Below are 25073 nucleotides of genomic sequence, written 5' to 3'. Positions count from 1 at the left end.
AGTTGTGTGGTGACTGACCAAACCAAAAGAAAAAGACTTCCCTGGCGGAGGTGGTGCGCCGGCCCGCACCGGCGGGGGGGTCCCCCCCCCCCCCCCCCCCACGGCCGAGGCGGTCGGTCAGGTACGCGTAGGCGAGCTGACGGTCCGGATCGGCCCAGCCGACGCAGCAGTTGCTGCCGTTGTGCCCGAACGTCCGCGGACTGCTCAGCTGACCGAACGCAGCGTCGACGGTCGGCACAAACACGGCTGCGACCGACTCCGGCCGCAGTACGCGGCCCGCCGTACCGATGCCGTTGTTCAGCAACATCAGGTAGAGCGCAGCGAGGTCGTGAGCTGTCGCCGACACACCTTCACCGGGTACGACGGCCTCCCGGGTACTGCGGCGGTTCACGAGCCGGTCGCTCTTGACCGGGACATGCTTGCCCCAGAGCTGTGGCGGCAGACCCAGGTGTGTGTCCGTCAGCGCGAGTGGGCGGAGCACCGCCTCCTGCAGCACCACCTGAATCGGATGCCTGGTGATGCGCTGGATCACCTCAGCCAGGATGAAGCCGTAGGCGAGTGAGCTGATCGGGTTGTGCAGCGGCTCCGCCTCGATCCGGCGCACGGACTTCGCCCAGTCGGCCATCGCCCGTGGCTCGTACCGCTGCGGACCGGTCGATCGGTAGTGCAGTACGTCGCGGACCGTGACCCCGTCCTTGCCCTCCCCCGCGAACTCCGGCCAGTACGCCGCCACCTCGTCGTCCAGATGCAGTGCACCGGACTCCACGAGCTGGTGCACGAGAATCGCGACGTACGGCTTGCTGGCCGAGAACAGCCAGAACAGGGCATCCGGTTCGCACCCGAAGGACTGGTCGACGACCACGCGTCCGTCCCGGATGACGCACAGCTGAGCCACCCCGCGACGTGTCTGTACCTGCTCGATCGCCGTCCGCAACCGAGCAGCGTCCAAACCGACCTCTCGCGGTTCACACTCGCCGCCGAACTCCACAGCTCCAGAGTGCAGGGTGGGGCAAGTAAGGTCGATGATGTGAGCGTTCCTGCAGCTAATCCCCGTCCTGACAGCGAGATCGAGCGGGTGCTGGCGGTCGTCGCCCACCCCGACGACATCGACTTCGCCGCCTCGGGCACCGTCGCCGCCTGGACCAAGGCTGGGATCGAGGTGCACTACTGCATCGTCACCGACGGCCAGGAGGGCGGCTTCGAGCCGGACCGGGACCGCTCCGAGATCCCAGCGGTGCGCCGCGCCGAGCAGACCACCGCAGCCGAGCACGCCGGCGTACAGGACCTGCACTTCCTCGGCTACCACGACGGCGCTGTTGAGCCGACGGCCGAGCTGGTCCGCGACATCGTCCGAGTGATCCGCCAGGTGCGTCCGCAGCGGCTCATCACCTCGTCCCCCGAACGCAACTGGCAGCGCCTGCCGGTCTCTCACCCGGACCACCTCGCCACTGGCGAAGCCACCCTCCGTGCCTTCTACCCGGCCGCCGGCAACCCCTACGCGTTCCCTGAGCTCACTGAGGAGCCGTGGGACCTCAACGAGCTCTGGCTGGTTGAGCACCCCGAGGTGAACCACTACGTCGACATCACCGACACCATCGACCAGAAACTCGCCGCTCTGCTCTCCCACACCAGCCAGCACCGCGACCCCGAGTGGCTGGCCACCCACATGCGCCAGCTGTCCCAGCGCCGCGCAACCCTGGCTGGCTTCCCCACCAACCACTACGCCGAGCCCTTCACCGTCATCCGCCTCTAATCGAGTTGCGGTGCCGCGTCCGCACCCGAGAAGGTGCGGACATGACGATCTCGTACGACGTAGTGGGCAACGGCCCGCCCATCCTCCTGGTACACGCAGGCGTGGCCGACCGCCGCATGTGGAGCGCCCAGGTCGAAGAACTTAGCCACACCCACCAGGTCATCACCCCAGACCTCCGCGGCTACGGCGAAACCCCGGTGGCGCCCAAGTACTCCGACGCCGGTGACCTCCTCGACCTCCTGGACCACCTCGGCCTCACCCACGTGACCGCAGTAGGAGCGTCGTACGGCGGCTATGTCGTCCAGCAAGCCGCCAGCCGCCGCCCCGACCTCTTCACCCGCCTGGTCCTCATCTGCGCCCCCACCGACAACGTAGAGCCCGACGACGCCCTCCGCGCCCTCTGGGCCGAGGAGAACGCCCTCATCGAGGCAGGCGACGTAGAAGCCGCCACCGAGCTCACCGTCCAGCGCTGGATCGGCCCCGAAGCAGACGACGAAGCACGCTCCCTCCTCCGCACCATGCAACGCCGCGCCTACGACCTGCAGATCCCAGCCGGCGACGTAGACAACGAGGAGTACCCCGTCACCCCCGAAGCCCTCACCATGCCCGTCCGCCTCATCACCGGCGCCCACGACTTCCAGTTCTTCACGGACTCAGCGACGTACCTGCAAGACCGCCTCGCCAACGCCGAGCGCATCGACCTCCCCTGGGCGGGCCACCTCCCCACCCTGGAACGCCCCGCTGAAGCCCTACAGCTGATCCTCTAACGCAAGACCTCACGCCAAGTGTGATTTAGCGTCCGAAGAATCGCCGACCTCGTGCACCGATCCTTCGGACGTTGGCGTTGGGTGACCTAGTCGGCGAGGGCGCCATCGGGTCCCAGGCGCGGAGGACGATCGGCGCCGAAGCGTTTCAGCCGACCGCCTTCAGCGGCCGAGGTCGCGCGACGGCCGGGGTCGCACGGCAGCCGGGTCAGCGCGGCAGCCGGGGTCACGCAGCAGCCCGGGTCACGCAGCAGCCCGGGTCACGCAGCAGCCCGGGCACGCGGCGGCCGGGTCAGCGACTCGGCCGGCTCGGTGGTTGCTGCCCGCAATTTGAGGGGATCTCCCCTCAAGTTGCCGGTTCTCCCCTCGTTTTTTGACCAGAGAAGGGTCAACTTGAACGGATACCCCATGAGCTGGGGGGTTGCCCACCGAGCTGGGGGGTTGCCCACCGAACTGGGGGGATGCCCACCGAACTGGGGGGATGCCCACCGAACTGAGGGGGTCGCCCACCGAACTGGGGGGATGCCCACCGAACTGGGGGGATGCCCACCGAACTGAGGGGGTCGCCCACCGAACTGGGGGGATGCCCACCGAACTGAGGGGATGCCCACTGGGCTGGCGGGTTGCCCATCGAGCTGAGAGGATCTCCCCCCAAATTGCCGGTTCTCCCCTCGCTTTTTGACCAGAGAAGGGTCAACTTGAACGGATACCCCATGAGCTGGGGGGTTGCCCACCGAGCTGGGGGGTTGCCCACTGGGCTGGGGGGGTTGCCCACTGGGCTGGGGGGGTTGCCCACCGAACTGGGGGGATGCCCACCGAACTGAGGGGAATGCCCACCTGAGTCGTGAGTGGGCGACCCGCCAACGGAGTGGACATCCCTGCTCGCTGGGAGCCGGGGAGGTGGTCAGCACGACGACGGCGGTTGTCAGTGGCCGTTTTCCGTGGAGGTCCCGGGGGTTTATTAGGAAACGGCGGCCGTGAACACGGCATAACTTGTTCAACGCCCCCACCAGACCCGCGCACCCCGACGCCTGGACCCGGAAACGTACCCACACTGGCGCAAGACCTCACGCCAGCTAGCGCAAGAGCTCACGCCAAGTGTGATTTAGCGTCCGAAGAATCGCCGACCTCGTGCAGCGATCCTTCGGACGTTGGCGTTGCCGGGTGATCTAGTCGGCGAGGGCGCCCATCGGGTCCCAGGCCGGGAGGACGATCGGCTCGTCGGTGAGGCGGGCTTGGAGGTCGGCGGGGAGGGCGGAGCGGCGGACTGCGATCTCGAAGACGTGTTCGCCGTACCAGGAGTCGTTCATGGTCCAGAAGCCGCTGTCGGCCTTCTCGTCGCCCCAGCTGTTCTCGACGCGCCAGCGGCGGGGTTCGCCGTCGACCACGTCGACGCCGGTGAAGAGCATGGCGTGGGTCATCAGGGTCTCGTGATGGAGGAGACGCTCGGCCTTGTTCAGGGTGAAGGTCGTGTCGTAGACGGAGCCGAAGTCGTAGAGGTTGGCGTCCCAGATGCCGAGGTCGCCGTTCATCTGCTTGCCGACGTCGCAGCCGAACCAGACCGGCTCGCCGCCGACGATGGCGTCCTGGGTGAGCTTCTTCATCAGGTCGATCTCGACGTTCAGGTAGACGACCGGCGGTGCGTCGATGACGTTGCCGAGGTAGTCGACGGTGAAGGTCTTGCCGACCGGGCTGGACTCGCGCGGGTCGTGCACCAGGCAGACGTAGTCGTCGACCGGGACCTGGACGTAGGCGGCGGCGAACTCGGCCGGAGTGGTCCAGCCGTCGCGGTGGAAGCCCTTGTCGCTGTCCTTCCACTGCCACAGGAACTTCTGCGGCGGGGTGCCGAGGTGGATGCTCAGCGCGCGGTGGATGGTGGTGAGGAGCTCGCGCTTGCGCTCACGCTGCGCCTCGGTGTCGCCACCGAGAGCACGCAGGTCGCGGGCGCCCTGGCGGAGCAGTTTGCGGAGTGTGTCGTTCAGCTGACCGGTCGAGGACGAGCTCTCCGTCTCGGGCATCGCCGACTTCGGCACCAGGCCGTGCTTGCGGACCAGCGCGACGAACATGTTCCACTGGCCGCCGTCACCGATCGGGTCGGACAGCAGGTGCGCCACCGTCCGGTCGTCGACGTCGCGGTCCGCGGTCTCGATGATCGCCTCGAGGAAGAAGTTCGAGCGCTCGAACTTGTCCCAGAAGAGCAGATAGTTCTGCGAGAACTCGAAGTCCTTCACACCGAGCTTCTCGGCGGCGCCGACGCGGAGCAGGTTCAGCCCGGCGAACAGCCAGCACCGCCCGCTCTTCTTCTGATTGGTGACCTTCCAGTCGTCCAGCAGGTTCGACACCGAGTGGTCGATGGAGGTGACGACCTGACGGTCGAGTGCGATGGCGTTCACCGGCGTCTGCGTGACGGCGTTCTGCATCACCCGGTACTGCGGGTTCGACGCGAACTCCTTCTCGAAGAGCGCGAGTTGTTCAGCTGTGAGATTCCGCTCCATAAGGATCGACGGTATCTCAGCAGCCAAGCCTCTACCGCCCCTGCCGGGGTGGCGAATCTGTGCCCTGTCCACAACCAGCCACCCAGTCCGTCGGGCGGTCTCAGGAGATGAGACCGCGTTGGTAGGCACGGACCAGCCGGCGCGGCACGCGCAGCTGCTTTCCGTTCACCACGATCGGCACCAGGTCGACCGGAGCGGCCTTCCACTGGGCCCGCCGCTTGCGGGTGTTGGACCGGGACATCTTGCGTTTCGGGACAGCCATGGCACTATGCTAAATGAAAACGACATTCAATACCAAGGGAGCTCCGAGCAATGGCGCGACGACCACCGGTCACCGGCAAGCGCAAACCCAAGCAGAACCCGCTGGACCGCGACGGCATCACCTTCATCGACTACAAGGACACCGCCCTGCTGCGGAAGTTCATCTCCGACCGCGGCAAGATCCGCTCCCGCCGCGTGACCGGCCTGACCGTCCAGCAGCAGAAGCAGGTCGCCCGCGCCATCAAGAACGCCCGCGAAATGGCGCTACTCCCGTACAGCTCCGCCAACCGCTAAGTCAGCTGTACGGCGCTCGACCAGGCTGACCGCGATGGCGCCCAGCCCGCCGACGAGGGCGAAGGCGTAGAAGCCCCAGGGGAACGCCAGTCCGGCGGAGAGTAGTGCGCCACCGAGGATCGGGCCGGCGATGGCGCCGAGCCGGCCGACACCTGCGGTCCAACCGAGGGAGGTCGCTCGGTTCGCGGCTGGGTACATGCGACCGACGTACGCGTAGACGAGCACCTGTGCTGCGAAGACGAAGACACCGGCCAGCAGCACAACGACGTACAGGATCACGCTGGGGAGCCGGATGCTCAGCAGGGCCAGAGTGATCGTCGCCCCGACGAACCAGCCGAGCGTGACGGGCCGTAGCGCGACCTTGTCGGCAATGCGACCAGCCACGAGCAGTCCGGCCACTGCGCCGAGGTTGAGCACCAGCAGCAGGCTGAGCGCCGCACCAAGCGGGTAGCCCGCCTCACGCATGATCTGCGGCAGCCACGTGTTCAGACCGTAGACAAGCAGCAGGCCCATGAACGACGTCACCCAGAACGCCAGCGTCGGACGCCGGAACTCCGGGCGCAGCAACGACTTCACCGACTCCAGCGCCGGACTGGCCGCCTCACGTGAGAACGAAGGCGACTCCGGCAGGTAGCGCCACATCAGCGGCAGCAGCACCAGCGCAGGTGCCGCACCGATCACGAACATCGCCCGCCAGCCCAGCGACGGGATCACCAGGATCCCGAGCAGTGCAGTGACGACAGCGCCGACGTGGTACCCGGTCATCACCAGTGTGGTCGGGCCACCATTCCGGCCGTGTGGCGAGTACTCCGTCACCAGAGTGATTGCCGTCGGCAAGCAACCGCCCAGACCGAGACCAGCCAGGAAGCGCAGTACGCCGAATGTCCCCGCGTTCGGCGCGAAAGCGCACAGCAGGGTGAGGAACGAGAAGCCGGCGACAGCCAGTAGCAGTGCGCGCCGACGGCCGATCCGGTCGGTGACCGTCCCGATCGTCAACGCACCAACCGTCATACCGGCCAGACCGGCTGTCGAAACGGCCGCAGCGATCGACGGCGTGTAGCCCCAGACCTTGTCACCGAGCAGCACCGGGGTGATCGTCCCCAGCACCACCAGGTCGAATCCGTCCAGCAGGACGGCACTCCAGCACAGCGCTCGAACCCAACTGCCGCGGGACATCGGACCTCCGGTCAGCCGGACGGGCGGATCCCGGCCAGGCTTGACAGCAAGGTCCCGGTACGGCGCCTTACGCGCCAGCCCGCCTTTCACTCAGTGAAAGGCGGGCGCTGAGTGGAAGCGCGTCAGACCAGACGGCGGTCCGTCGCCCAGCGGGTGAGCTCATGGCGGTTCGAGAGCTGCAGCTTGCGCAGTACAGACGAGACGTGGGTCTCGACCGTCTTCACCGAGATGAAGAGCTCCCGCGCCACCTCCTTGTACGCATACCCCCGCGCGATCAGCCGCAGCACCTCGCGCTCACGCTGTGAGAGCCGGTCCAGGTCCTCGTCGACCGAGGCGATGTCGATCGCGCCGGAGAACGCGTCCAGCACGAACCCGGCCAGCCGCGGCGAGAACACCGCGTCGCCCTCGGCGACCCGGTTGATCGCGTCGACCAGCTCGGTCCCGCTGATGTTCTTGGTGACGTAGCCCCGCGCACCGCCCCGGATCACGCCGATGACGTCCTCGGCGGCGTCCGACACCGACAGCGCGAGGAACTTCACCTCGGGGTGCCGCTGGTGCACCTGCTTCATCACCTCGGTCCCACCGCCACCGGGCAGGTGCACGTCGAGCAGTACGACGTCCGGCTCGGCCGCGACGATCGCCTTCACCGCGGAGTCGACGTCGTTGCCCTCCCCGACGATGTCGACCGACGCACCGATCTCGCTGCGCACCCCGGCCCGGAACATGTCGTGGTCATCGATGACGACAACGCGCCTGCTGCTCATCTGTCCATCTCCAGTCGCACTTCGGTCCCTGTCTCCGGATCGGAGCGCACTGTCGCGCGCCCGCCGTGCCGTTCCATTCTGCCCATCACACTGTGCCGCAGGCCGAGCCTGTCGTCCGGTACGCCGTCCACGTCGAAGCCCTGGCCGCGGTCCCGGACGAACATCTCCGCCCGGTCACCGTCCACCTCGACGAACACATCGATCTTGGCCGCACCGGAGTGCTTGGCCGCATTCACCATTGACTCACGTGCAGCCCGCACCATGGCCGACAGCGGCTCACTCATCTCACAGTCGCCGACCGTCACCACCTCGATCGGCACCCCGTGGGAGTCCTCGACCTCAGCAGCAGCCCGCTTGGCCGCTCCGGACAGCGTCTGGTCGGTCAGGTCGTCCTCGTCGTACAGCCAGGACCGCAGCTCGCGCTCCTGGGAGCGGGCGAGTGTTGCGACCGCCTTCGGGTCACTGGCCTGCTTCTGGATCAGGGCGAGCGTCTGCAGCACCGAGTCGTGCAGGTGCGCAGCCATGTCGGCACGCTCCTGGGACCGGATGCGCTCCGCGCGCTCCGCGTTCAGGTCTCTGGTCAGCCGCTGCACCCACGGCCCGGCGATAACGCCCAGACCGACCACTGCGAGCAGCAGAGCGATCAGTACGTCGCCCACCTGCGACAGCCGGCCGTTCTGCACCAGGAACACGGCAACCGCCGTACCGAGCAGGATGAGGCCGACAGCGAGCCGGATCAGCGACTTGGCACCACCCTTGCCGAGCAGTACGCCGAGGACCGGGACGCGGACGCCCTTGGTCCACTCCGCCTTCTGACCCTCGTCAGCCTGCCGCCAGATCAGCGCCAGACCGGTCCCGGCGAAGATCAGCGGCCAGAACATCTTCCCGGCGATACCGATGCCGGCGACCTGCAACAGGAGCAGTACGGCGGCTCCGACGACCACCAGCGCGGTCACCTGCCCGCTGCTCTTCTCCCGCTTCCGCGCCTTCGCCTCGGCCACCGGGGGCGGCGGCTCATCCGAACGCAGCCCGCTCCGAGTGTGGGCGGCCAGACCAGGCGCAGCCGGGGCAACCGGCGTACCGAGAGGCATCAGGAACCACAGCACGGCATAGATCAGCACTCCGAACCCGCCGAACACCGTGGCAGCGATCAGCACCAGCCGCACCAGAGTGTCCGAGATACCGAGGTGGTCCGCCACGCCGCCGGCCACACCGGCGACGACACGCCCCTCGGTACGGCGGTAGGCCCGGCGTACCGGAGGCAGTTCGTTCGGACGGCTCTGACCACCAACTGGGCCAGGCGGAAGCGCCCCCGCTGAGGCACCAGCGGCGGCCTGCCGCGCGGCGTAGGCGGCGTACGGGCCCTGGTACTGCCTGGGACCCTGCGGTCCCCAGCCCTTGTAGCGCCACGGCTGCTCCGCTTCGGGGGCAGGCGGTGCCTCGGCTGGGGCTCCGTGACCGGATGTCCCACCCGTCGGCGCGGCGGAGGCTGGCTGACTCATCACCACGATCGTCTCAGGCGGACAGGGCCGACACCAGCAGGCTTCTCCCCGGCCGGCTCCTCAACACCCCACCCTGAGCGGTCAGGGTCCCCTCGGGGGAAACCCCGACCGGGGCCGCCACCCGGGGGAGGTCAGGGGAGATCCCCGATGTCTTGGCGACCGTCAAGGCGTCAGTATCGATGTCATGGAGCAGAACTCGAGTGGACCCGGAGGGTTCGACCGCAGCCGCCTGCAGAACGTGCAGAACTGGCAACGCAGTCGGTCGGACCGGATGCTGGCCGGTGTCTGCGGCGGGATCGGCCGAGCGCTCGGCATCGACCCGGTGCTGATCCGGGTGGTGATGGCGGTGCTGATCATCAGCGGCCCCGGCGTCATCTTCTACATCGCCGCCTGGGTGCTGATGCCGGACGAGGGCTCCGACCGCTCCCCCGCGCAGGGCCTGCTCGGTGACCGCATCCGCCCGGACCACCCGTGGCTGGGCCCGATCGTGGTCGGCGTCGCCGTGTTCGTGGCCATCGCGATGATGTCGTCGTTCAACTTCGGCCGCTTCGTCCCCGGGCCGCTCATCGTGCTCGCGATCATCGGAGTGGTCGCCTACCACCGCAAGGGCGGCCGCCGCGGGCGCAGCAACACCCGTAGCGAGTGGGCCGGCCCGTCCGGGAACTGGACCCACGGACAACCCGGCTGGACGCAAACGCAGAGCCAGACCCAGCGCCCGGTCCAGGACACCCCTGCGCCGGCTGCAGCTAGTCAGCGACCACAGGACCGTGTGAGTGAGCCCGTCCAGCCGGTCTGGACCGAGGCCGACCCACTAGGCCTGTACGTCGATGAGGCGCCGGCCGCACCACCCTCCACGACCCGTACGGCGGAGCCACCGGCCAAGGGTGTCCGCGGCGTGAAGTCGATCGTCGTACTGCTGACCGGTGCTGCCATCGGCATCTGCGCACTGGTCGGTGTGGCCACGCCGACCATGCTGATCATCGGAGTCGCAGTCCTGGGCGCTGGCATGCTGCTGGGCGGTTTCGTCGGCCGGACGGCCGGACTGCTGCCGCTAGGCCTGCTGCTCGCGGCAGGAGCAGTGCTGAGCAACCTGTTCCCGAGCGTCCCGCACAACTTCGCCGACGTGAACTACGTGGCGCCGGCCGGACAGGTCATCGACGCGACCAGTTCGACGTACAACTTCGATGCCGGAACCGTGCATCTGGACCTGACCAAGGCCACGTTCGCTCCGGGCGCCAAGATCGACGTCCACGGCCGGGCCGGGGACGTGGTCGTCAAGCTGCCGCAGAACGTCGACGTCGACGGGCAACTGAACGCCGAACTGGGTGAGCTGGACGGACTGACCAGCAAGCAGAGCGGTCATGGTGCACAGTTGACGCTGAAGGATCTCGGCGCCGACCAGAAGGCCGGACCGGAGCAGGTGGTCCTGGACCTGGACCTCAAGCTGGGAACGATCAGAGTGGAGCGGGGATGAGCAAGCCGAAACCGGATGTGGCCGGCATCATCGCCGGCACCGTGCTGACCGGTGGCGCGTCGATCTGGATGCTGAACGACCACGGTGTCCTGCAGACCAAGGACCTCGGCCTCACCGGCGCCCTGCTGCTCCTTGCCGCAGGCATCATCGGCCTGGCCGCGTCCCACCGCGGCTAGCGTCCTAGGGCTCGGATAAGCTGACGTCCGCTATCCGAGGGGCCTGGGTACGACGGGTCCCGTGGTCACAGGAGTTCCGATGGTGCGCGGCACCGTGAAGTGGTTCAACGCCGACAAGGGCTACGGCTTCCTCGCCGTGGACGGGCAGGACGACGTCTTCGTCCACTGGAGCAAGATCGTCTCCGACGGGTACAAGACCCTCGAGGACGGCCAGCCCGTCGACTTCCAGATCATCGACGGCCCCAAGGGCCGCGAGGCAGAGGCTGTCACGCCAGTCTGACTTCCCAGACTGCGTGTCGGCGTAGCACCCGGTAACCTGACCACCTCACCGTGGGAGGGGTCCGAGACGTGACAGAGCCGGTACACGTGGTCCGGAGGCTGGAGAAGGCGCTGGCCGACGACGACTTCTCGTGGACGTTCGTGCTGGTCGGGGAGGACCAGACCGACAAGCTCGCCACGCTGACCGGTGATCTGCGCGGTCCGGTCTCGGAGACCGGCGACGGCAAACAGATCACCTCGGGCTTCTCGTACTGGGGCATCGGCCCGACGATCGCCTGGGCGAACGCCACCAACGACCCGTTCTACCTGGTGATGAAGGCCGGTAGCGAGTCGTTCCAGCGGCACTGGCGCAAGGTCAAACCGCATGTGGACAAGGGCGGCTTCCACTTCGTCAGCCTGGGCATCGGCACCGGGGTGAAGGACCGCACGATCCTGGAGGACCTGCGCCGGCGCAGCCCGGACATGTTCTACGTGCCGGTCGACATGAGCTCGGAGATGCTCCGGCTCGGCGCGCAGGAGTCGGTCCGCAGTGGCCACTTCCCGATCTCCCAGGTACTCCCGGTCCAGATCGACTTCTCGATCCGGGACAACATGTCCGAGCTGGCCCAGATGCTCAACCGGCTGGTCGGCGACGAGCCGCTGCTCTACAGCCTGACCGGGAACACTCTGGCCAACTTCGACGATGACGAAGACCTCCTGCAGCTGATCACCGACGCACTGCGGCCGCAGGACCGGCTGCTGCTCGAGGTGGCCACCACGATCCAGCTGGACGACCAGACCGCCAAGGCGGCCGCCGACGAGTACCACCAGACCAGGGCCTTCGCGGAGTTCGTCACCAGCGCCCTGCGCTACAACACCGATCTGAAGATCGACAACGAGCGGGTCAAGTTCATCGGCGAGATCGAGGACGACGACGCCCTGCTGGTGAAGGTGCTCTGGCAGAACGACACCCGGGAACCGATCCGGATGGGTCTGCCGGACCACACCGAGGTGGTGCTGCCGATCGGCGACACGATCCGCCTCTACACGACCCGGAAGTACTCGACCGCCCGGCTCAAGCGGCTCACCACCGCCTGCAAGCTGACCCCGATCGAGGCGATCCAGTCCCAGTTCCGCTACATGCGCCGCCCGAACCCGTTCGGCCTCGAACTGCTCCTGCTGGCGCCGGAGTCCTCCGGCGAGCGCGACCACACCCTGGCCGACGACATCTGGGCGCGATGACTGTACACATGCGACGCCTCCGGCGCCGCGCGTCATGGGGCTGTAACTCCAGCCCTTCCCTCGTCACTCCAGTCGCTGCGCTCCCTCCGCTCCTCAGTCCAGGTCAGGAGGCCCCATGACCGGCTGGGCCAAGCACCGCCGTACCGTCGTCACGGCGATCAGCTACGGGCTGCTCGGCCTGGCGTTCGTACTGGGGGTCATCTGGTTCTTCTGGCCGAACAACTCCCGCTGGGAGCCCGCGGTGAACTCGCTGACCCTGGTCGCGGGCCTCACCGGCATCTTCGTCGAACGGCTCACGGCCGAGGCAGAACGCCGTACCGAGGTGCTCCGGGCAGTCACGGACGAGTTGCAGGAGAACACCCGGCTGCTGAACGACGCGCGGTTTTCCCCGCAGGCACCGACCACCCGGCAGATCTACCCGCGGCTCGTGGTGTCGGCGGTCGACGCGGCGCTGGTCTCTGGCGCACTCGGTCTGCACCGTGACTCTGAGCTGGTCGGTCTCCTGCACCGCTGGCGCGACACGGTGCACCTGTTCAACCGCCGGCTCGACCTGACCGAGATCAGCACCTTCTCCGCGACCACCTCCGCCGACGAGCTGGCCGCGTTCCATCGCGCGCTGCATCGCAAGGACAGTTTCTTCACCGGGACGCGCGAGCAACTGGAAGCGTTGGTCGCGAAGCTGCTCTAACGGGCAGGCCCGAAACCGGAGCGCACGCTGCCACAAGTGGCAATTCATGCCGAACCGTTGACTTAGTCATGCCCTCCGGCGCTTACTTTCGGACAGGACCGTAAATACGGCACCCCGGAGGCATCCCTTGCGCCCATTCCGCCCGCTCCTCGCCCTGACCCTGGCCGTCTCACTGGCCATCGCGCCCGTCGCGACGGCCGGCCCGCCACCGCATGCAGAGGCGGTATCCCTCGGCGTACCGCTGTCCGACGTCCTGCTGATCGGCGGCACCGTCGCGCCCGGCCCGAACGGCAAGACCGCGATCTGGAACGTGTCCACCGGCGGTCCGGCGTACCTGAACGCCGTCGACCCGGTCACCGGCAACAGCCTGCTCTCGACGCCACTGCCCGGCGCCGAGGGCAGCTACGCGGTGGCCGCGACCCCGACCGGCACCATCTACGTCGGCACCTACAACAACGGCCACCTCTACCGGCTGCGCCCCGGCGCGACCACGGTCGAGGACCTCGGCCGACCGATCGCCACCGAGACCTTCGTCTGGCGGATCACCACCGACGAGCAGGGCAATGTGTACGGCGGCACGTATCCGAACGGGAAGGTCTTCCGGTACGACGACCAGACCGGCGCGGTCCGGGACTACGGCCGGGTCCTCGCGACCCAGACGTACGTGAAGAGCATCGGCTACGCGAACGGGAAGGTGTACACGGGCTCACTGCCCGACGCCCGCTTCACCGAGCTCGACACCACCACCGGAGCCATCACCGAACTGCCTCCGCCGCCCAACCTCGGCGACCCGAAGGGCAAGTCGGTCTATGACCTCAACGTCCGCGGTGGCCGCGTCTACGTCCGCGTCGGTACGGCGTTCCCCGGGCCGATGTATGTCTGGGACATCGCGTCGCGTGCCTGGGTCGACGAGATCCCGACCGCGCACGGTCTGGACATCTCCCCGCTCGACCCCGACGGCAAGCTCTACATGATCCAGGCCGGCGAGCTGAAGAAGTACGACCCGGCCACCAAGGCGCTGACCGGCACCGGGCTGACCTTCACCGGCCGGGTCCAGAACGCGCGCGCGATCGGGTTCGCCGACCTCGGCCTGCCCGACTACCCGGGGACGAGCGTGGTCGGCACGCTGTGGCGCGGCGAGGAGTTCCGCTACAACCCGCAGACCGGCAAGTCGGAGATCTTCCAGACCCAGGTCCGCCGCGAGCCGATCGAGATCCTGTCGGTCTCCGGCGGCGCCAAGACGGTCTATACCGGCGGCTACCTCAACGGCGGCATCTCGCTCACCGACCCGAAGACGGGCAAGACCACCTTCAACCGCTTCTCGCAGACCGAAGCGACCCTCGAGGCCTCCGACGGCAAGGTCTGGATCGGCACCTATCCCGAGGCCCGGCTGTACTCCTACGATCCACGGCTGACCTGGAACAGCAGCGAGTACTCACCGGGCCCGCCCGGTACGCCGCAGAACCCGGTGCTGGCGGTGAACCTGAAGCCCGAGGTCCAGATGCGCGCTCGCGCCCTGGTCGAGGTGAACGGCCAGATCGCGGTCGGCACGGTCCCCGACGGCGATCGCCTGGGAGGTGCGCTGGCCTTCTACGATCCACGGTCCGGCGCCACGACGACGTACCGGAATGTTGTGCAGGACGAGAGCGTGTTCGGTCTGACCACTCGTCAAGGGATCGTGTACGGCGGTACGTCGATCACCGGCGGACTGGGGACGACCAAGCCGACTCGGGAGTCCGGCACGGTGTTCGCGTGGGACGTCGCCGGGAAGCGCAAGCTCTGGGAGACCGTGCCGGTGGCCAAGGCCGCGACCGTGTCGTCGGTGACGTTCGGGCCGGACGGCACGCTGTGGGGCGTGGCCGGGAAAACCGTGTTCGCGTTGGACCCGCGATGTGGGACAGTTCTGAAGTCCTTTGTCCTGGGGACGACGACCCAGACCGGGGACATCGTCGCGACCCGGGACGGGGTGTACGTCAGCATCGATCTGAACAAGATCTACCGGATCGCGCCGGGCCGCTGGCAGACCCCGCAGCTCTACCTCGAGCACCCGCACAAGCGGCTCGCCGTCCAGGGTGGTCAGCGGCTGGTCTTCAGCGACGGGCCCGAACTGTTCCGAGTCGATATCAAACGTTGACAGCAGAATTTCCTTCCCATTAGTTTCGGTCCTGACCGTTATTAGGTCACTACCCAGGGGGTTGTGATGAAATCCACCGTCCGCCGTATCGCGGCACCGCTCACCGCACTCGTCCTCGCCGCCGCGCTCAGCTCGTGCGGCGGTGGCGACGACACGAACTCCGCCGGCAAGAAGACCGTCACCCTCTGGATGTACCCGGTGATCGCCGACCAGGCCGCCAGTGACACCTACTGGAAGAAGGTCGAGACCGACTTCGAGGCGGCCAACACAGGTATCGACCTCAACATCGAGGCGCAACCGTGGGACAAGCGCGACGAGAAGCTCGCCACCGCGTTCGCCGGCGGCAAGGGTCCGGACGTCGTCCTGCTGATCCCGGACCAGATCCCGCAGTACGTGAAGAACGGTTCGCTCGAGCCGGTCGACGACGTGGTCACGCCGGACAAGGACAAGTTCCTGCCGAACGCGATCCCCGGCCTGACCGTCGAGGGCAAGGTGTACGGCGCGCCGATCTACCACACCGTCACCACGACGATCTACAACAAGACCGTGCTGACCAAGGCCGGCATCACCAAGCCGCCGGCCACCTGGGACGAGATCAAGGCGGCCGCGCCGAAGCTGAAGGCCGCCGGGTTCACCACCCTCGACTACTCGGCCTCGACCGAGTCGACGCTGAACCTGAGCTTCTACCCGCTGCTCTGGCAGGCCGGCGGCAAGGTGTTCGCCGATGACGGCAAGTCGGTCACCTTCGACCAGGCCCCGGGCCTGGAGGCGCTGACCTTCCTGAAGACCCTGTGGGACGACGGCGCGATCCCGAAGACCGCGCTGAACAACGGCAACGCGATCGAGAACCAGCCGATCGGCAAGGGCACGGTCGCGATGGGCTTCACCGCCACGCCGGCCAACGCCGCCACGGCCGCCAAGGGCTGGGGCGACGCGAACATCGAGGTCGGCGCCCCGCTGACCGGCGCGAAGCAGGTCGGCTACGGCATCCCCGGTGGGCTGTCCGTCAACGCCGGCTCGAAGAACCTGGCCGAGGCGAAGAAGTTCCTCTCGTTCATGATCCAGCCGCCGCAGCTGCAGGCCCTGAGCAAGGCGACCGGCTACTTCACCCCGCGCACCGACGCGAAGGTCGAGGTCACCGATCCGCTGACGCTGAAGTTCGGCCCGGCCCTGCAGTACGCCTTCCCCGGTGAGCCCAACCCGGCCGCCCGCCAGATCATGTCGCTGCTGAGCGTCGAGATCCAGGCTGTGCTGACCGGCAAGAAGACACCGCAGCAGGCGCTCGGCGACGCTGCCAAGCAGGCCAACGACCTTCTGAAGCGATGACCCAGGTCGGCGTCGGCCAGAACTCCCCCGTCCGCCGTCCGCGTCCCGCGCCGCTCAGGGGGCGGCACGGTCCGCGGCGGCGGGCGTGGGTCGGACTGGTGTTCGTGGCGCCGATGCTGGCGCTCTTCCTCGCCTTCCGCTTCCTGCCCGCGGTCGGCGCCGTCTGGCTGTCGCTGACCGACTACCGGCTCAGCGGCCGCTGGAAGTTCATTGCCTTCGACAACTACACCCGGCTACTGCAGGACGACCTGTTCCACCAGAGCCTGGTCGTCACGCTCACCTACACGGTGATCTTCGTTCCGTTGACCGTGCTGCTGTCCCTCGGTACGGCGTTGTTGCTGCAGCAGGTGGTGTGGCAGCGCGGGTTCTTCCGGGGCGTGTTCTTCCTGCCGTACGTGACGAGCATCGTGCTCGCCGCCGTGATCTGGAAGTGGATCTACGACGCGCAGGACGGGCTGCTGAACGCCGTACTCGGACTGGTCTCGATCGGCCCGATCGACTTCCTCGGCTCGGACAACACCGTGCTCGCGTCGATCGCGGTCACCTCGGCCTGGAAGGGTTTCGGGTACTCGATGCTGATCCTGCTCGCGGGTCTGCAGGCGGTACCGAAGTCGTACCTGGAGGCCGCGATGATCGACGGCGCCTCCGCCTGGCAGCGGTTCCGCTACATCACGGTGCCGCAGATCCGGCCGGTCCTGTTCTTCGTGCTGGTGATCGAGACGATCAGCGCGTTCCAGGTCTTCGACGCGATGTACGTGATGACCGGTGGCGGTCCGGTCCGGGCCAGCTACTCGCTCGTCTACTTCCTGTACGACAGCGGTTTCAAGTTCTTCGACTTCGGCTACGCGAGTGCGATCGGCATCGTGCTGTTCTTCATCGTGCTGATCATCTCGCTCGTCCAACGCCGCCTCGTCGGGAGGGACGACTGATGGTGAACCTCCTCGACCGACCACCAGTTCGCCGTACGACGTCCTCGGCCGCGAACCGCCGTACCGGCCGACCGGTAGCGCGGCTGACCTTGCCGACGCTGCTCGCACTGACCGCGATCATCACCGTGGTGCCGTTCGTAGCCATGGTCCTGGTCGCCTTCGCGCCGCCGAGCGGCAACACGTTCCCGGACGCCTTCTACCCGTCGCACTGGACCTTCGACAACTTCACCCGGGTGCTGTCCAGCTCCGACATCCCACGCTGGACCGTCAACTCGCTGCTGTACTCACTGGTCTCGGTCGTCTTCGTCCTGCTGTTCGCGGCGATGGCTGGCTACGCCTTCGCGAAGAAGCGTTTCCCCGGTCGCGAACTGATGTTCTGGGCCTTCCTGGCCACACTCATGGTCCCCTTCCAGGCGACCCTGATCCCGTCGTACATCCTGGTCTCGCGCCTGGACTGGGTCGACAGCTACTGGGGCTTGATCGTCCCCACCCTCGCCAACTCCCAAGCCGTCTTCCTCCTCCGCCAGTTCATCGGCCAACTCCCCGACGAACTCTTCGAAGCCGCCGAGATCGACGGCGCCCCGGAGTGGAAGATCTTCACCCTGATCGTCATGCCCCTGATCCGCCCAGCCCTGGCCACGCTAGGAATCTTCGTCTTCCTCTGGCACTGGAACGACTTCCTCTGGCCCCTGGTGATCGGCCAATCCGCCCACATGCAAACCCTGACGGTAGGCCTGGCCACCCTCCAGACCCAGTCAGTCCCCATCAACCAGATCATGGCCGGCGCCACTATCACCGTAGTCCCCAGCCTCCTGGTCTTCGGCTTGTTGCAGCGCTACCTCACCGACAGCATCACCATGTCCGGCCTGAAGGGTTAATTTTCCCAACGCGTGCTGCGCAGTCGCTCCTCCGTCGCGCCCGCTACGCGCGCTGCCCGCCCACCCTGAGCTCTCATCGGGGCTACCGCCCCGGACCTGTGCGCTACCGCGCACACCTACGCGCTACCGCCCGCCCACCCGCGCCTCCGGCGCCCACCCACCCCGTTGCGCGCTTATCGAGCGGCCGACCCCTCCCGGCGTACTGGAGTTCGTGGACTGCGGCAATCTCGTCACACCCAGCCAACCTGGACCAACGATCAACAGGTCCCAGTCGGCATCGTGCGGTGTTGTGCATACTCGGTCAGTTCTTGACTCTGCCCAGGAAACTCTCACACTACGGTCTTCGACCCGGCACCCTGCTGCACGTATATGTCAGGCCAAGGGACGCGCCCAGAACGGAGCGCTCGTGCAGTGGAGGGTAGACCTCGAGGCGGCCGTCTTGAAGACGTAGAGAAAGGTTGTCAGCTGGGGCCTTGCAGGCGGGCAATTGCTGTACGAAGGTTAAGGCTCGCAAGAAGGCCGGGGGGCCTTGGCCAGTTTGGTCATGTGGTCTGGGAGGGAACATGGCAAAGCGGAGTCGTAGAGATTCCAGTCTAGAAACTCGCGTGCAACTACCGAAGGACGCCCTCAAGAGAGTCAAGCTTGGGCAATCATTTGCCGAGTACGATCTGGTCTTGGCAAAAAATGACGTCTTCGTCCGAACCAACGCGCTGATGGCTGCGGACGACCCGACCGGCAGCAAGTGCTTCTTTATTGGTCGGCGCGGCACCGGCAAGACTGCAATCACGAAATATCTGGTAAAGAGCCCAGCCAAGACGGCACTGATCAACCCTGAGCTATTCTCCCTCTTCGAAGTCCGCCTTGGACTTGACTCCCTGGACGACGCTAAGCAGCGACCATTCCGGAGTTTAGTGTCCGCCTTTCGCAGAGCACTCCAAATCGAAATCCTCCGAGACTGGCGTCGCCATCAACGTCTATACAATAGGATGCTTCCGGACTTAATAGTTGATGAACTTGATTTATACGGAGGTGTCGATTTTGATTCAAGGTGCCTACAACTAATCGCATTGCTCGCGCGCCCGCTTCAAGAACGAGATGACCCTACATGGCTGACCGAGATCAAGGTCGCCAAGAAGCTGGGCCAGGAGATGACCGCGTCCTACGAAGGCAGACCGGGGGAATACACTCTCTTAATCGACAGCATCGACGATTCGTGGGACGGATCATCCCAGGCGGTTTTCTATCTGGCCGCCCTAATGCACGCTTGTTTGGAGATGACCGCGAGCGTTCCTTGGGCAAGAGCCCTCGTCTTTGTGCGCGAGAATATATTTGAGCGGGTAAGAGAGATCGACACGGAGTTCGCCAGGCTCGAAACTTGCGTCGTCGGCCTGGACTGGACCAAAGAGCAACTTGTCGAGATGATCGAGCGGCGATTGAACGTTCCGTTCAATACAAGACTCCCACTGAAGGAAACCTTCGGTCGCTTCTTCGAAAACTCAGAGAAGGCCCAAGAGCTCATCTTTGGCTACTGCCAGAATCGACCTAGGGACGTACTAACCTACTGTGACCTCGCCGTAAGTACGGCACAATCTCACAATCATGAGCTCGTTCAACTGCAAGACATACTCGATGCTCGTAGAAGATTCTCCGATAGTCGCCTCAAGGATCTTGGCGACGAATATTCCGAGAACTATCCGATGCTGCAGGTGGTGTTGTCGCGATTCTACGGTTTGGGCAGGCGCTGGACGTTGAGCGGTGTCGCCGCCTTCATCAGCAAACTCCTCGCCGATAATGAGGTAAAAGAGCTTTGCTCCGACTGGATATTTGATCACACGTCACCCGAACTGTTTGTGCGCCTCTTCTACAACATCGGATTCTTCGGTTTCACCCGCCATCGAGGCGTATCATTCCGGTCCCTTGGCCCGCGCGACACGTCCCCACCGGCAGTAACCGCCAAGACAGACATAGTGATTCATGAGTCTTATTGGGATGCACTCGACCTACAAGACATGATCATCGGGGCACTCGATGACACAAAAGAATTCGGGCGCACGGGAGTTGTATCCGAGCTACCTGGGGGCATCGACCTCACCAGCTACCATGAGCGCCTTGCCGACCTATCCGAAGAACTGGACACACTCCCCACTGGAACCGAGCACGCCGCCAGCTTTGAGAACATCATCGGCGAAATAATACGGCTTTGCTTCTTTCGCTCACTTCTCAACGTAGAAGCCAAAGTGCGCGATGTAAATGGGCGCGTGATTCGCGACTGGATCGCCTCAAACCGAGCGAGTGGCGGATTCTGGGAGCTAATGCGCCACAGGTATGATGCAACGCAGATCATATGGGAATGCAAGAATTACGAGAACTTAAGCGCCTCAGATTTCCACCAAACTGCATACTACACGACACCCCAGGGAGGGCGACTCGTAATCCTTGTATTCCGCGGAGATGTACAAAAGTCTCACTACGAACATGTACGGAGGATTGCCACCGAGAAGGATGGGATGGTTTTATTGTTGACGTCGAAGGATCTGAAGGTATTTCTCCGACAGGCAATGAACGGGAAGGTCAAAGAAGACCATATTCAAGAGATCTACGATAGGACACAGCGCGAAATATCGTAAGGCCGGATTTCGCACTATCACATTCAATAATTCAGTGGCGACCGCTTCGGCTTGCTTAGCCGGCCTACCTTAGCCCTGAGCCCGGGCAGATAATGCAGGCAACAGGGGTCTGAGTTATCCATGTATCACGCCGGGCCTTGCTCGAGCTCCCCGCTAGAAGCGCCTGTCCACTCTACGCCCGTTGGCCGGTGACCGCCGTTAGCCAGGAAGGTCTTGACGGCCTTCCGCAGTGTGTCGATGGTGATCTCAGAAGCGCGAGGAAACTCGCGATCGTTACCCATGTAGTAATAGATGACCTCATCGTGACGGCTTGGTTCGCCAGCGGAGAAATAGGTACCGCCGTCTCCCATGAACCGCAGTCCGCCGACCCGGTCTTCGTGGTTCACGGCGACTAGGAGTTCGTGATCCGGAACGCCGGCAGCGTTGAGCCGTCCCTCGACGTACAGGGCCGCGACCGAGTTCTCATACGGCTCGGCGAGCAGGGCGTCAACCAGCGCGTCTAGGTCCTCGTCCGTCTGAATCCGAACGGGCTTATCTCCGTGCTCGTGACGGTAGTACGCCTCAATGGTTGCCATCTGTCTCTGCTTCCCCTTCGTACGTCTCTTCGAAATCAAAGTCTGGAGCGTAGACCGTCAGTCTGCTGCCCGCTGGGAGGAAGCGCTTCAGCAGCGCCTGACAACTCAATCTGCCCGTGCAGGGTTCGTTGTTCAGCACGATCCGCACGTCCATGATGCCTTCGCGTCGCATACGCATCGCAAACTTCAGTTCGACGTCGGCCGCCGTCGACAGCAGGTTCGGCGAAGTTACGAGGCCAAGTCGCTCTGCGAACCGTTGAGCGGCTTGATAGTCCTCCTCGTGCTGGCCACTCACCAGCTGATGATCCTTGCCGCTGTCGTCGCGCCAGACCCCACGCGTCTTAGCCCTGCGTCCGGGACCGACCTCGCGTTTGGGCAGAAGTTTCAACAGTTCGATCGGGTCGAAGTCGCCGCCCGGTTCCGAGCCGCGTGATCCAGGCGAGCGCTCGGTGTCAGGCTCCGGAGATGGTTCGCTGCCACGGTTAGCGGTTACATCGTCGTCGCCCGGCGACGCCTTGTCAGATGTAAGGCCGCCGCCGACAGGTCGAGTTGTAGACTCCTCCGATCCCGACCCGACGAGCGGATTGCGATCTGCCGATTCGGAGGCCGTCCGCTTTGTGTCGTCGACCTGTGCTCCGGTCAGACCTATCGCCCACGCGCGTGCCTTTGGGGGCGCCTTGGAGAGATAGTGGGCTGCGGCTTCGCATGCGCAGGCGGCTGCATCGAGCTGGTGCGCAGCCGTAGTCGCGCCGAGCTGGCCAGCGATTGCACCATTCTCGCGGCAGCGTGCAGCGGTGCGCTGGAGATGTGCCACCACCTGTGGGACCTGATCGAGGCACTCGACCAGTCCCTGGGCTACTCGTTGGAGATCGGAGGACATATCGCTGCCCTAGATTTGGTCGGCATAGCTCTTGCATCCGGCCGAGGCGATCTCCAGAGCCTCGACGGCCTGCTCGACTGCCCTTCCTGCCGCGTCCAGGATCTCGGAGATGTCGCGGTCAACGCCGGTCGCGGTGCCGGAGATGAGGCTCTCGACTTGCTGGCTGTGTTGGGTGAACCGCAGCTTGAAGCCGGCTAGGCCTCCAGCGGCCTGTTTGGCTTCCATGGAGACTTGGAACAGTTGCTCTTTCAGGCGTTGCACGTCGGACATGACGGCTCCTCACTTCGAGGGCGGTTGGTGAGTTTCAGGCCAGCAGGGGTGCGGATCCACTCTTCGAACACTCGGTCCATGTCTCCCGCGCCCGCTTTCAGGAACGAGGAGCCGAACAGGTTGCCGAGGATGTCGGCCACCAGGTCCTCCTCCTCTTCTCGGGTGTCTCTGACGGGACGGTTGGTGCAGCTCTGCCTACAAGCACGCGCGCGATGGTCCTTGTCGATCGCCGCCGGGGTTCCGAGGGTGACGCGTTGGTGTGCATGGCTTCTGGCTTGGCGGCCCCAGAAGTGAGATCACCTCGGGGGCCGCTCTCTGGTTGTGTCCGAGACGGGGGAGGCTCCGACACAAACACTTTGGGCGGGTTGGAATCGGCGGAGCGGCCGCGGTGCACTTTCCCGTTGTGAGGGGTGGGATGGTCATGCCGCGCCGCTCCGCCGGCGCCAGGATGGTCGGGCGACAATGCGCCGTCCTGCGCTATCGCGCGCCAATCAACCTGGCGAGTCGGTCACTCCTGGTCGTGTTGGGGCCCGGCATGCCGGGAGTCGTCTCGGGATGTCAGTACCTTGATTCCTCGACTCTCGAGGTCGCGGCGGACTTCCAGGGGGTTGTTGAACCCTGCGAAGTGCAGGAGGCTCGGGACGATCAGATAGGACTCGTCAGCGTCAAGCAGAGCATCGATGCATGCCACGAGCTCTACAGAGTTCCTGTCGAGATCTTCTTCGTAGATCCTGTCGATCGCTATGCCGTGAGAGACCGCGCACGCCACGATCTCCTGGCGAAGTGTCGCAAGTTCGGTGGCTGACATCAGAAACCCCTTTCTGATGTATCCGCCAACCGCGCGTGTTTTCATGGCGTCCCCGTCTGGATGGTCTGAGCGCTGGTGTCCCGGACCGCTCGAAGTTGCCAGCGCACGCGACGACTCACTGATAGCGGAGACGTCTGGAACTGGCTCATTGGTAACTCGCAGACTCTGGAAGCGACGCCGCATGGCATCGGCGTACCTGTCTGCCAACGGCCCGTCGTCCGTGAAGTCCGCAATCGGGTGCCGGCCGAACCACACCCGCACCCGATGGCGCGGCTGCGGAAGTGTCTCCGTCATCGCGTCCGCGGCCCGACGTACGGGAGTGTTTCCAACTCGAGCGCTCTCTTTGCATAAGGTGCGAGGTCCAGAATTTCGACAGGCACTTTCTGTCACATCCCAACGTGGTGACGATGAGGAGGCCGTGGGTCGAGCGCTCGGTCGGCAACGATTGAGGTGATGACCGAACGATCGCTTCACTGAAACAAGCAAACCGTCTACGCTGCGTAGTTGCCAGCGCAGAAAAGCCGCACCCGCGCTGCATCATTGACATATCAGCGAGGCGGCGGGGATGGGTCGTACTGGGGCGGGGATGGGGCGATGACCACCAAACGGACGCGGCTGGCTCAGCGGCGGAGGACTCTCGGCCTTAGCCAGGAACGCCTCGCCGAGATCCTCGGCGTCGATCGTTCAACCATCGGTCGATGGGAGGCCGGCGATACCGAGCCTCAACCTTGGCTGCGACCAAAGATGGCCGCAGCGCTTGGGCTCAGTAACAGCGACCTTCAGGTGCTGCTCGACGGTTCGGAAGCCGTAGCCGACACCCGTCAAGCAGCCGTTGCCCGGCGGTCACTCCGTGAGACGTCCGCGATCAGCGGACGGGGAGTGCAGGTTCTTCATGATGCCCGGCGCCACTATCAGCGCATGTATCGGAACTCGGGCGGACTGCCGGCAAAGGTGCAGCTTGAGCGCTTCCTGAGCGAACATGCCACGCCTCTGGTCACCGGAGGTTTCGGATCTGGTGATGACCAAGAAGTTCTGCGCGCGATGGGCTCTCTTGTCGCTCTCGCCGGGATCTGCGCCTACGACTGCGAGGAGTACGGCACCGCAGAGCGGCATTTCGATCGCGCTTTTCAGTTCGCCGACTCGTCAGGCGATCTCCGCTTTGGCGCATATATCTACGCACTCAAAGCAAATCAGGCGCTTGCATTGAAGGACTTTCGTCAGGTAGTCGATCACGTGGAGACTGCGGTTACATATGCCGCAGCGTGCATCTCGCCGGCTCTCGAAGCGGATTTGTGGGCAATGCAGGCTAATGCTTATGCACAGATAGGTGATCGAAAGTTGACCTATCTCACCATTTCTCGATCTGAGTCTTCGGCGAGTCGCATTCGCGACGACGAGGAGCCGGCGGAGACGAGTTACGTCCAGGCCGGCCTCATCGAGGCCAAGCTCGGCGAGGCCTTGGTTGGCCTGGGAGATTTGAGCCCAGCCTTCGACTACGCCCAGAAGGCACTGGACTCCGATGATCACCCTCGCGGCCGCGTCAATCGACTGGCATCGATGGCAACTCTTGAATTGAAGGCGCGAGAAATCGAGCACGCTTCGAGCCTGACCGTGGAGATGGTCGACAGCGCCGAAGGCATGGAGTCGCGTCGCCTGCACTCAAGGTTCAGAGAGTTGCGGATAGGGTTGAATAACAGTAGATCTAACGTCAGTGAAGAAGCAGTCGCACGGCTCGACCGCGTCCTGCAAATCTCCCCATGGTAGGGTTGAAGTCGATTTCTGGCCCGCCAGCTCAATGA

General features: G+C 65.1%; 25 protein-coding genes. 14 read left to right on the top strand and 11 right to left on the bottom strand.

The window, feature by feature from the left end:
* Positions 1 to 988 (bottom strand): serine hydrolase domain-containing protein (locus ACFVWG_RS13520; RefSeq protein WP_391543525.1); only part of this gene is annotated, 988 nt, incomplete at its 3' end.
* A 39-nt stretch (positions 989 to 1027) separates the two neighbouring features.
* Here ACFVWG_RS13520 and ACFVWG_RS13515 point away from each other — a divergent pair.
* The gene (locus ACFVWG_RS13515) at positions 1028 to 1753 is read left to right on the top strand and encodes a PIG-L deacetylase family protein (protein ID WP_391543524.1); all 726 of its coding nucleotides are present in this window, start codon (positions 1028 to 1030) and stop codon (positions 1751 to 1753) included.
* Between the two features lie 41 nt (positions 1754 to 1794).
* Positions 1795 to 2520: an alpha/beta fold hydrolase gene (locus ACFVWG_RS13510; protein WP_391543523.1), complete on the top strand. Its 726-nt coding sequence runs from the start codon at positions 1795 to 1797 to the stop codon at positions 2518 to 2520.
* Positions 2521 to 3686: 1166 nt separating this feature from the next.
* Here ACFVWG_RS13510 and ACFVWG_RS13505 read toward each other — a convergent pair.
* Positions 3687 to 5012 (bottom strand): aminopeptidase C, encoded by a 1326-nt coding sequence (locus ACFVWG_RS13505; RefSeq protein ID WP_391543522.1) that lies wholly within the window; start codon positions 5010 to 5012, stop codon positions 3687 to 3689.
* A 100-nt stretch (positions 5013 to 5112) separates the two neighbouring features.
* Positions 5113 to 5274: a 50S ribosomal protein L32 gene (gene rpmF / locus ACFVWG_RS13500; protein WP_391543521.1), complete on the bottom strand. Its 162-nt coding sequence runs from the start codon at positions 5272 to 5274 to the stop codon at positions 5113 to 5115.
* A 50-nt stretch (positions 5275 to 5324) separates the two neighbouring features.
* On the opposite strand from rpmF, the gene rpsR reads away from it, so the two are divergent.
* The gene (gene rpsR, locus ACFVWG_RS13495) at positions 5325 to 5567 is read left to right on the top strand and encodes a 30S ribosomal protein S18 (protein WP_391543520.1); all 243 of its coding nucleotides are present in this window, start codon (positions 5325 to 5327) and stop codon (positions 5565 to 5567) included.
* Here rpsR and ACFVWG_RS13490 read toward each other — a convergent pair.
* The 3 genes from ACFVWG_RS13490 to ACFVWG_RS13480 form a co-directional block, all read right to left on the bottom strand.
* Positions 5538 to 6743, bottom strand: coding sequence for an MFS transporter (locus tag ACFVWG_RS13490; protein ID WP_391543519.1), 1206 nt, complete (start codon positions 6741 to 6743; stop codon positions 5538 to 5540). The two genes, rpsR and ACFVWG_RS13490, sit on opposite strands and share 30 nt — an antisense overlap.
* Before the next feature lie 122 nt (positions 6744 to 6865).
* Positions 6866 to 7507 (bottom strand): LuxR C-terminal-related transcriptional regulator, encoded by a 642-nt coding sequence (locus ACFVWG_RS13485; protein WP_391543518.1) that lies wholly within the window; start codon positions 7505 to 7507, stop codon positions 6866 to 6868.
* On the bottom strand, positions 7504 to 9009 hold the full coding sequence (locus ACFVWG_RS13480; protein ID WP_391543517.1) for a PspC domain-containing protein: 1506 nt from the start codon (positions 9007 to 9009) through the stop codon (positions 7504 to 7506). Before ACFVWG_RS13480 ends, ACFVWG_RS13485 begins: the two co-directional genes overlap by 4 nt.
* Before the next feature lie 184 nt (positions 9010 to 9193).
* On the opposite strand from ACFVWG_RS13480, the gene ACFVWG_RS13475 reads away from it, so the two are divergent.
* The 10 genes from ACFVWG_RS13475 to ACFVWG_RS13430 all read left to right on the top strand — a co-directional run bounded on the left by ACFVWG_RS13475 (position 9194) and on the right by ACFVWG_RS13430 (position 20741).
* A complete protein-coding gene (locus tag ACFVWG_RS13475; RefSeq protein ID WP_391543516.1) occupies positions 9194 to 10483 on the top strand; it encodes a PspC domain-containing protein in 1290 nt (429 codons plus the stop codon).
* Complete coding sequence (locus ACFVWG_RS13470) at positions 10480 to 10659, top strand: hypothetical protein (RefSeq protein WP_391543515.1); 180 nt, start codon at positions 10480 to 10482, stop codon at positions 10657 to 10659. The genes ACFVWG_RS13475 and ACFVWG_RS13470 overlap by 4 nt, the downstream gene beginning before the upstream one ends.
* A gap of 79 nt (positions 10660 to 10738) precedes the next feature.
* On the top strand, positions 10739 to 10939 hold the full coding sequence (locus ACFVWG_RS13465) for a cold-shock protein (protein WP_132410129.1): 201 nt from the start codon (positions 10739 to 10741) through the stop codon (positions 10937 to 10939).
* A gap of 68 nt (positions 10940 to 11007) precedes the next feature.
* Positions 11008 to 12159: an L-histidine N(alpha)-methyltransferase gene (locus tag ACFVWG_RS13460; protein WP_391543514.1), complete on the top strand. Its 1152-nt coding sequence runs from the start codon at positions 11008 to 11010 to the stop codon at positions 12157 to 12159.
* A gap of 115 nt (positions 12160 to 12274) precedes the next feature.
* Complete coding sequence (locus ACFVWG_RS13455; protein WP_391543513.1) at positions 12275 to 12847, top strand: hypothetical protein; 573 nt, start codon at positions 12275 to 12277, stop codon at positions 12845 to 12847.
* A gap of 127 nt (positions 12848 to 12974) precedes the next feature.
* Positions 12975 to 14981: a hypothetical protein gene (locus ACFVWG_RS13450; RefSeq protein ID WP_391543512.1), complete on the top strand. Its 2007-nt coding sequence runs from the start codon at positions 12975 to 12977 to the stop codon at positions 14979 to 14981.
* A gap of 66 nt (positions 14982 to 15047) precedes the next feature.
* On the top strand, positions 15048 to 16307 hold the full coding sequence (locus ACFVWG_RS13445; RefSeq protein ID WP_391543511.1) for an ABC transporter substrate-binding protein: 1260 nt from the start codon (positions 15048 to 15050) through the stop codon (positions 16305 to 16307).
* The gene (locus ACFVWG_RS13440; protein WP_391543510.1) at positions 16304 to 17236 is read left to right on the top strand and encodes a carbohydrate ABC transporter permease; all 933 of its coding nucleotides are present in this window, start codon (positions 16304 to 16306) and stop codon (positions 17234 to 17236) included. The genes ACFVWG_RS13445 and ACFVWG_RS13440 overlap by 4 nt, the downstream gene beginning before the upstream one ends.
* Positions 17236 to 18114 (top strand): carbohydrate ABC transporter permease, encoded by an 879-nt coding sequence (locus tag ACFVWG_RS13435; RefSeq protein WP_391543509.1) that lies wholly within the window; start codon positions 17236 to 17238, stop codon positions 18112 to 18114. Before ACFVWG_RS13440 ends, ACFVWG_RS13435 begins: the two co-directional genes overlap by 1 nt.
* 605 nt (positions 18115 to 18719) lie before the next feature.
* The gene (locus tag ACFVWG_RS13430; RefSeq protein WP_391543508.1) at positions 18720 to 20741 is read left to right on the top strand and encodes a P-loop ATPase, Sll1717 family; all 2022 of its coding nucleotides are present in this window, start codon (positions 18720 to 18722) and stop codon (positions 20739 to 20741) included.
* A gap of 125 nt (positions 20742 to 20866) precedes the next feature.
* Here the strand turns inward: ACFVWG_RS13430 and ACFVWG_RS13425 are convergent, their stop codons facing one another.
* The 5 genes from ACFVWG_RS13425 to ACFVWG_RS13405 all read right to left on the bottom strand — a co-directional run bounded on the left by ACFVWG_RS13425 (position 20867) and on the right by ACFVWG_RS13405 (position 23274).
* Positions 20867 to 21316 carry an Imm1 family immunity protein gene (locus ACFVWG_RS13425; protein ID WP_391543507.1) on the bottom strand — a complete coding sequence of 150 codons (450 nt, stop codon included), beginning with the start codon at positions 21314 to 21316 and terminating at the stop codon, positions 20867 to 20869.
* On the bottom strand, positions 21303 to 22196 hold the full coding sequence (locus tag ACFVWG_RS13420; RefSeq protein WP_391543506.1) for a DddA-like double-stranded DNA deaminase toxin: 894 nt from the start codon (positions 22194 to 22196) through the stop codon (positions 21303 to 21305). Before ACFVWG_RS13420 ends, ACFVWG_RS13425 begins: the two co-directional genes overlap by 14 nt.
* A gap of 9 nt (positions 22197 to 22205) precedes the next feature.
* Positions 22206 to 22466, bottom strand: a complete 261-nt coding sequence (locus tag ACFVWG_RS13415) for a hypothetical protein (RefSeq protein ID WP_391543505.1) — start codon at positions 22464 to 22466, stop codon at positions 22206 to 22208.
* Positions 22445 to 22606, bottom strand: a complete 162-nt coding sequence (locus tag ACFVWG_RS13410; RefSeq protein WP_391543504.1) for a hypothetical protein — start codon at positions 22604 to 22606, stop codon at positions 22445 to 22447. The genes ACFVWG_RS13415 and ACFVWG_RS13410 overlap by 22 nt, the downstream gene beginning before the upstream one ends.
* 368 nt (positions 22607 to 22974) lie before the next feature.
* Positions 22975 to 23274: a hypothetical protein gene (locus ACFVWG_RS13405; RefSeq protein WP_391543503.1), complete on the bottom strand. Its 300-nt coding sequence runs from the start codon at positions 23272 to 23274 to the stop codon at positions 22975 to 22977.
* 594 nt (positions 23275 to 23868) lie between these two features.
* Between ACFVWG_RS13405 and ACFVWG_RS13400 the strand changes: the two genes are divergently transcribed.
* Positions 23869 to 25038 (top strand): helix-turn-helix transcriptional regulator, encoded by a 1170-nt coding sequence (locus ACFVWG_RS13400; RefSeq protein ID WP_391543502.1) that lies wholly within the window; start codon positions 23869 to 23871, stop codon positions 25036 to 25038.
* Positions 25039 to 25073: the final 35 nt, after the last annotated feature.

This window comes from Kribbella sp. NPDC058245, from assembly GCF_042882005.1.
Taxonomy (GTDB): Bacteria; Actinomycetota; Actinomycetes; order Propionibacteriales; family Kribbellaceae; genus Kribbella.
The sequence above is the reverse complement of the archived record's forward strand: the minus strand, read 5'-3'. Positions and strand labels throughout refer to the sequence as shown.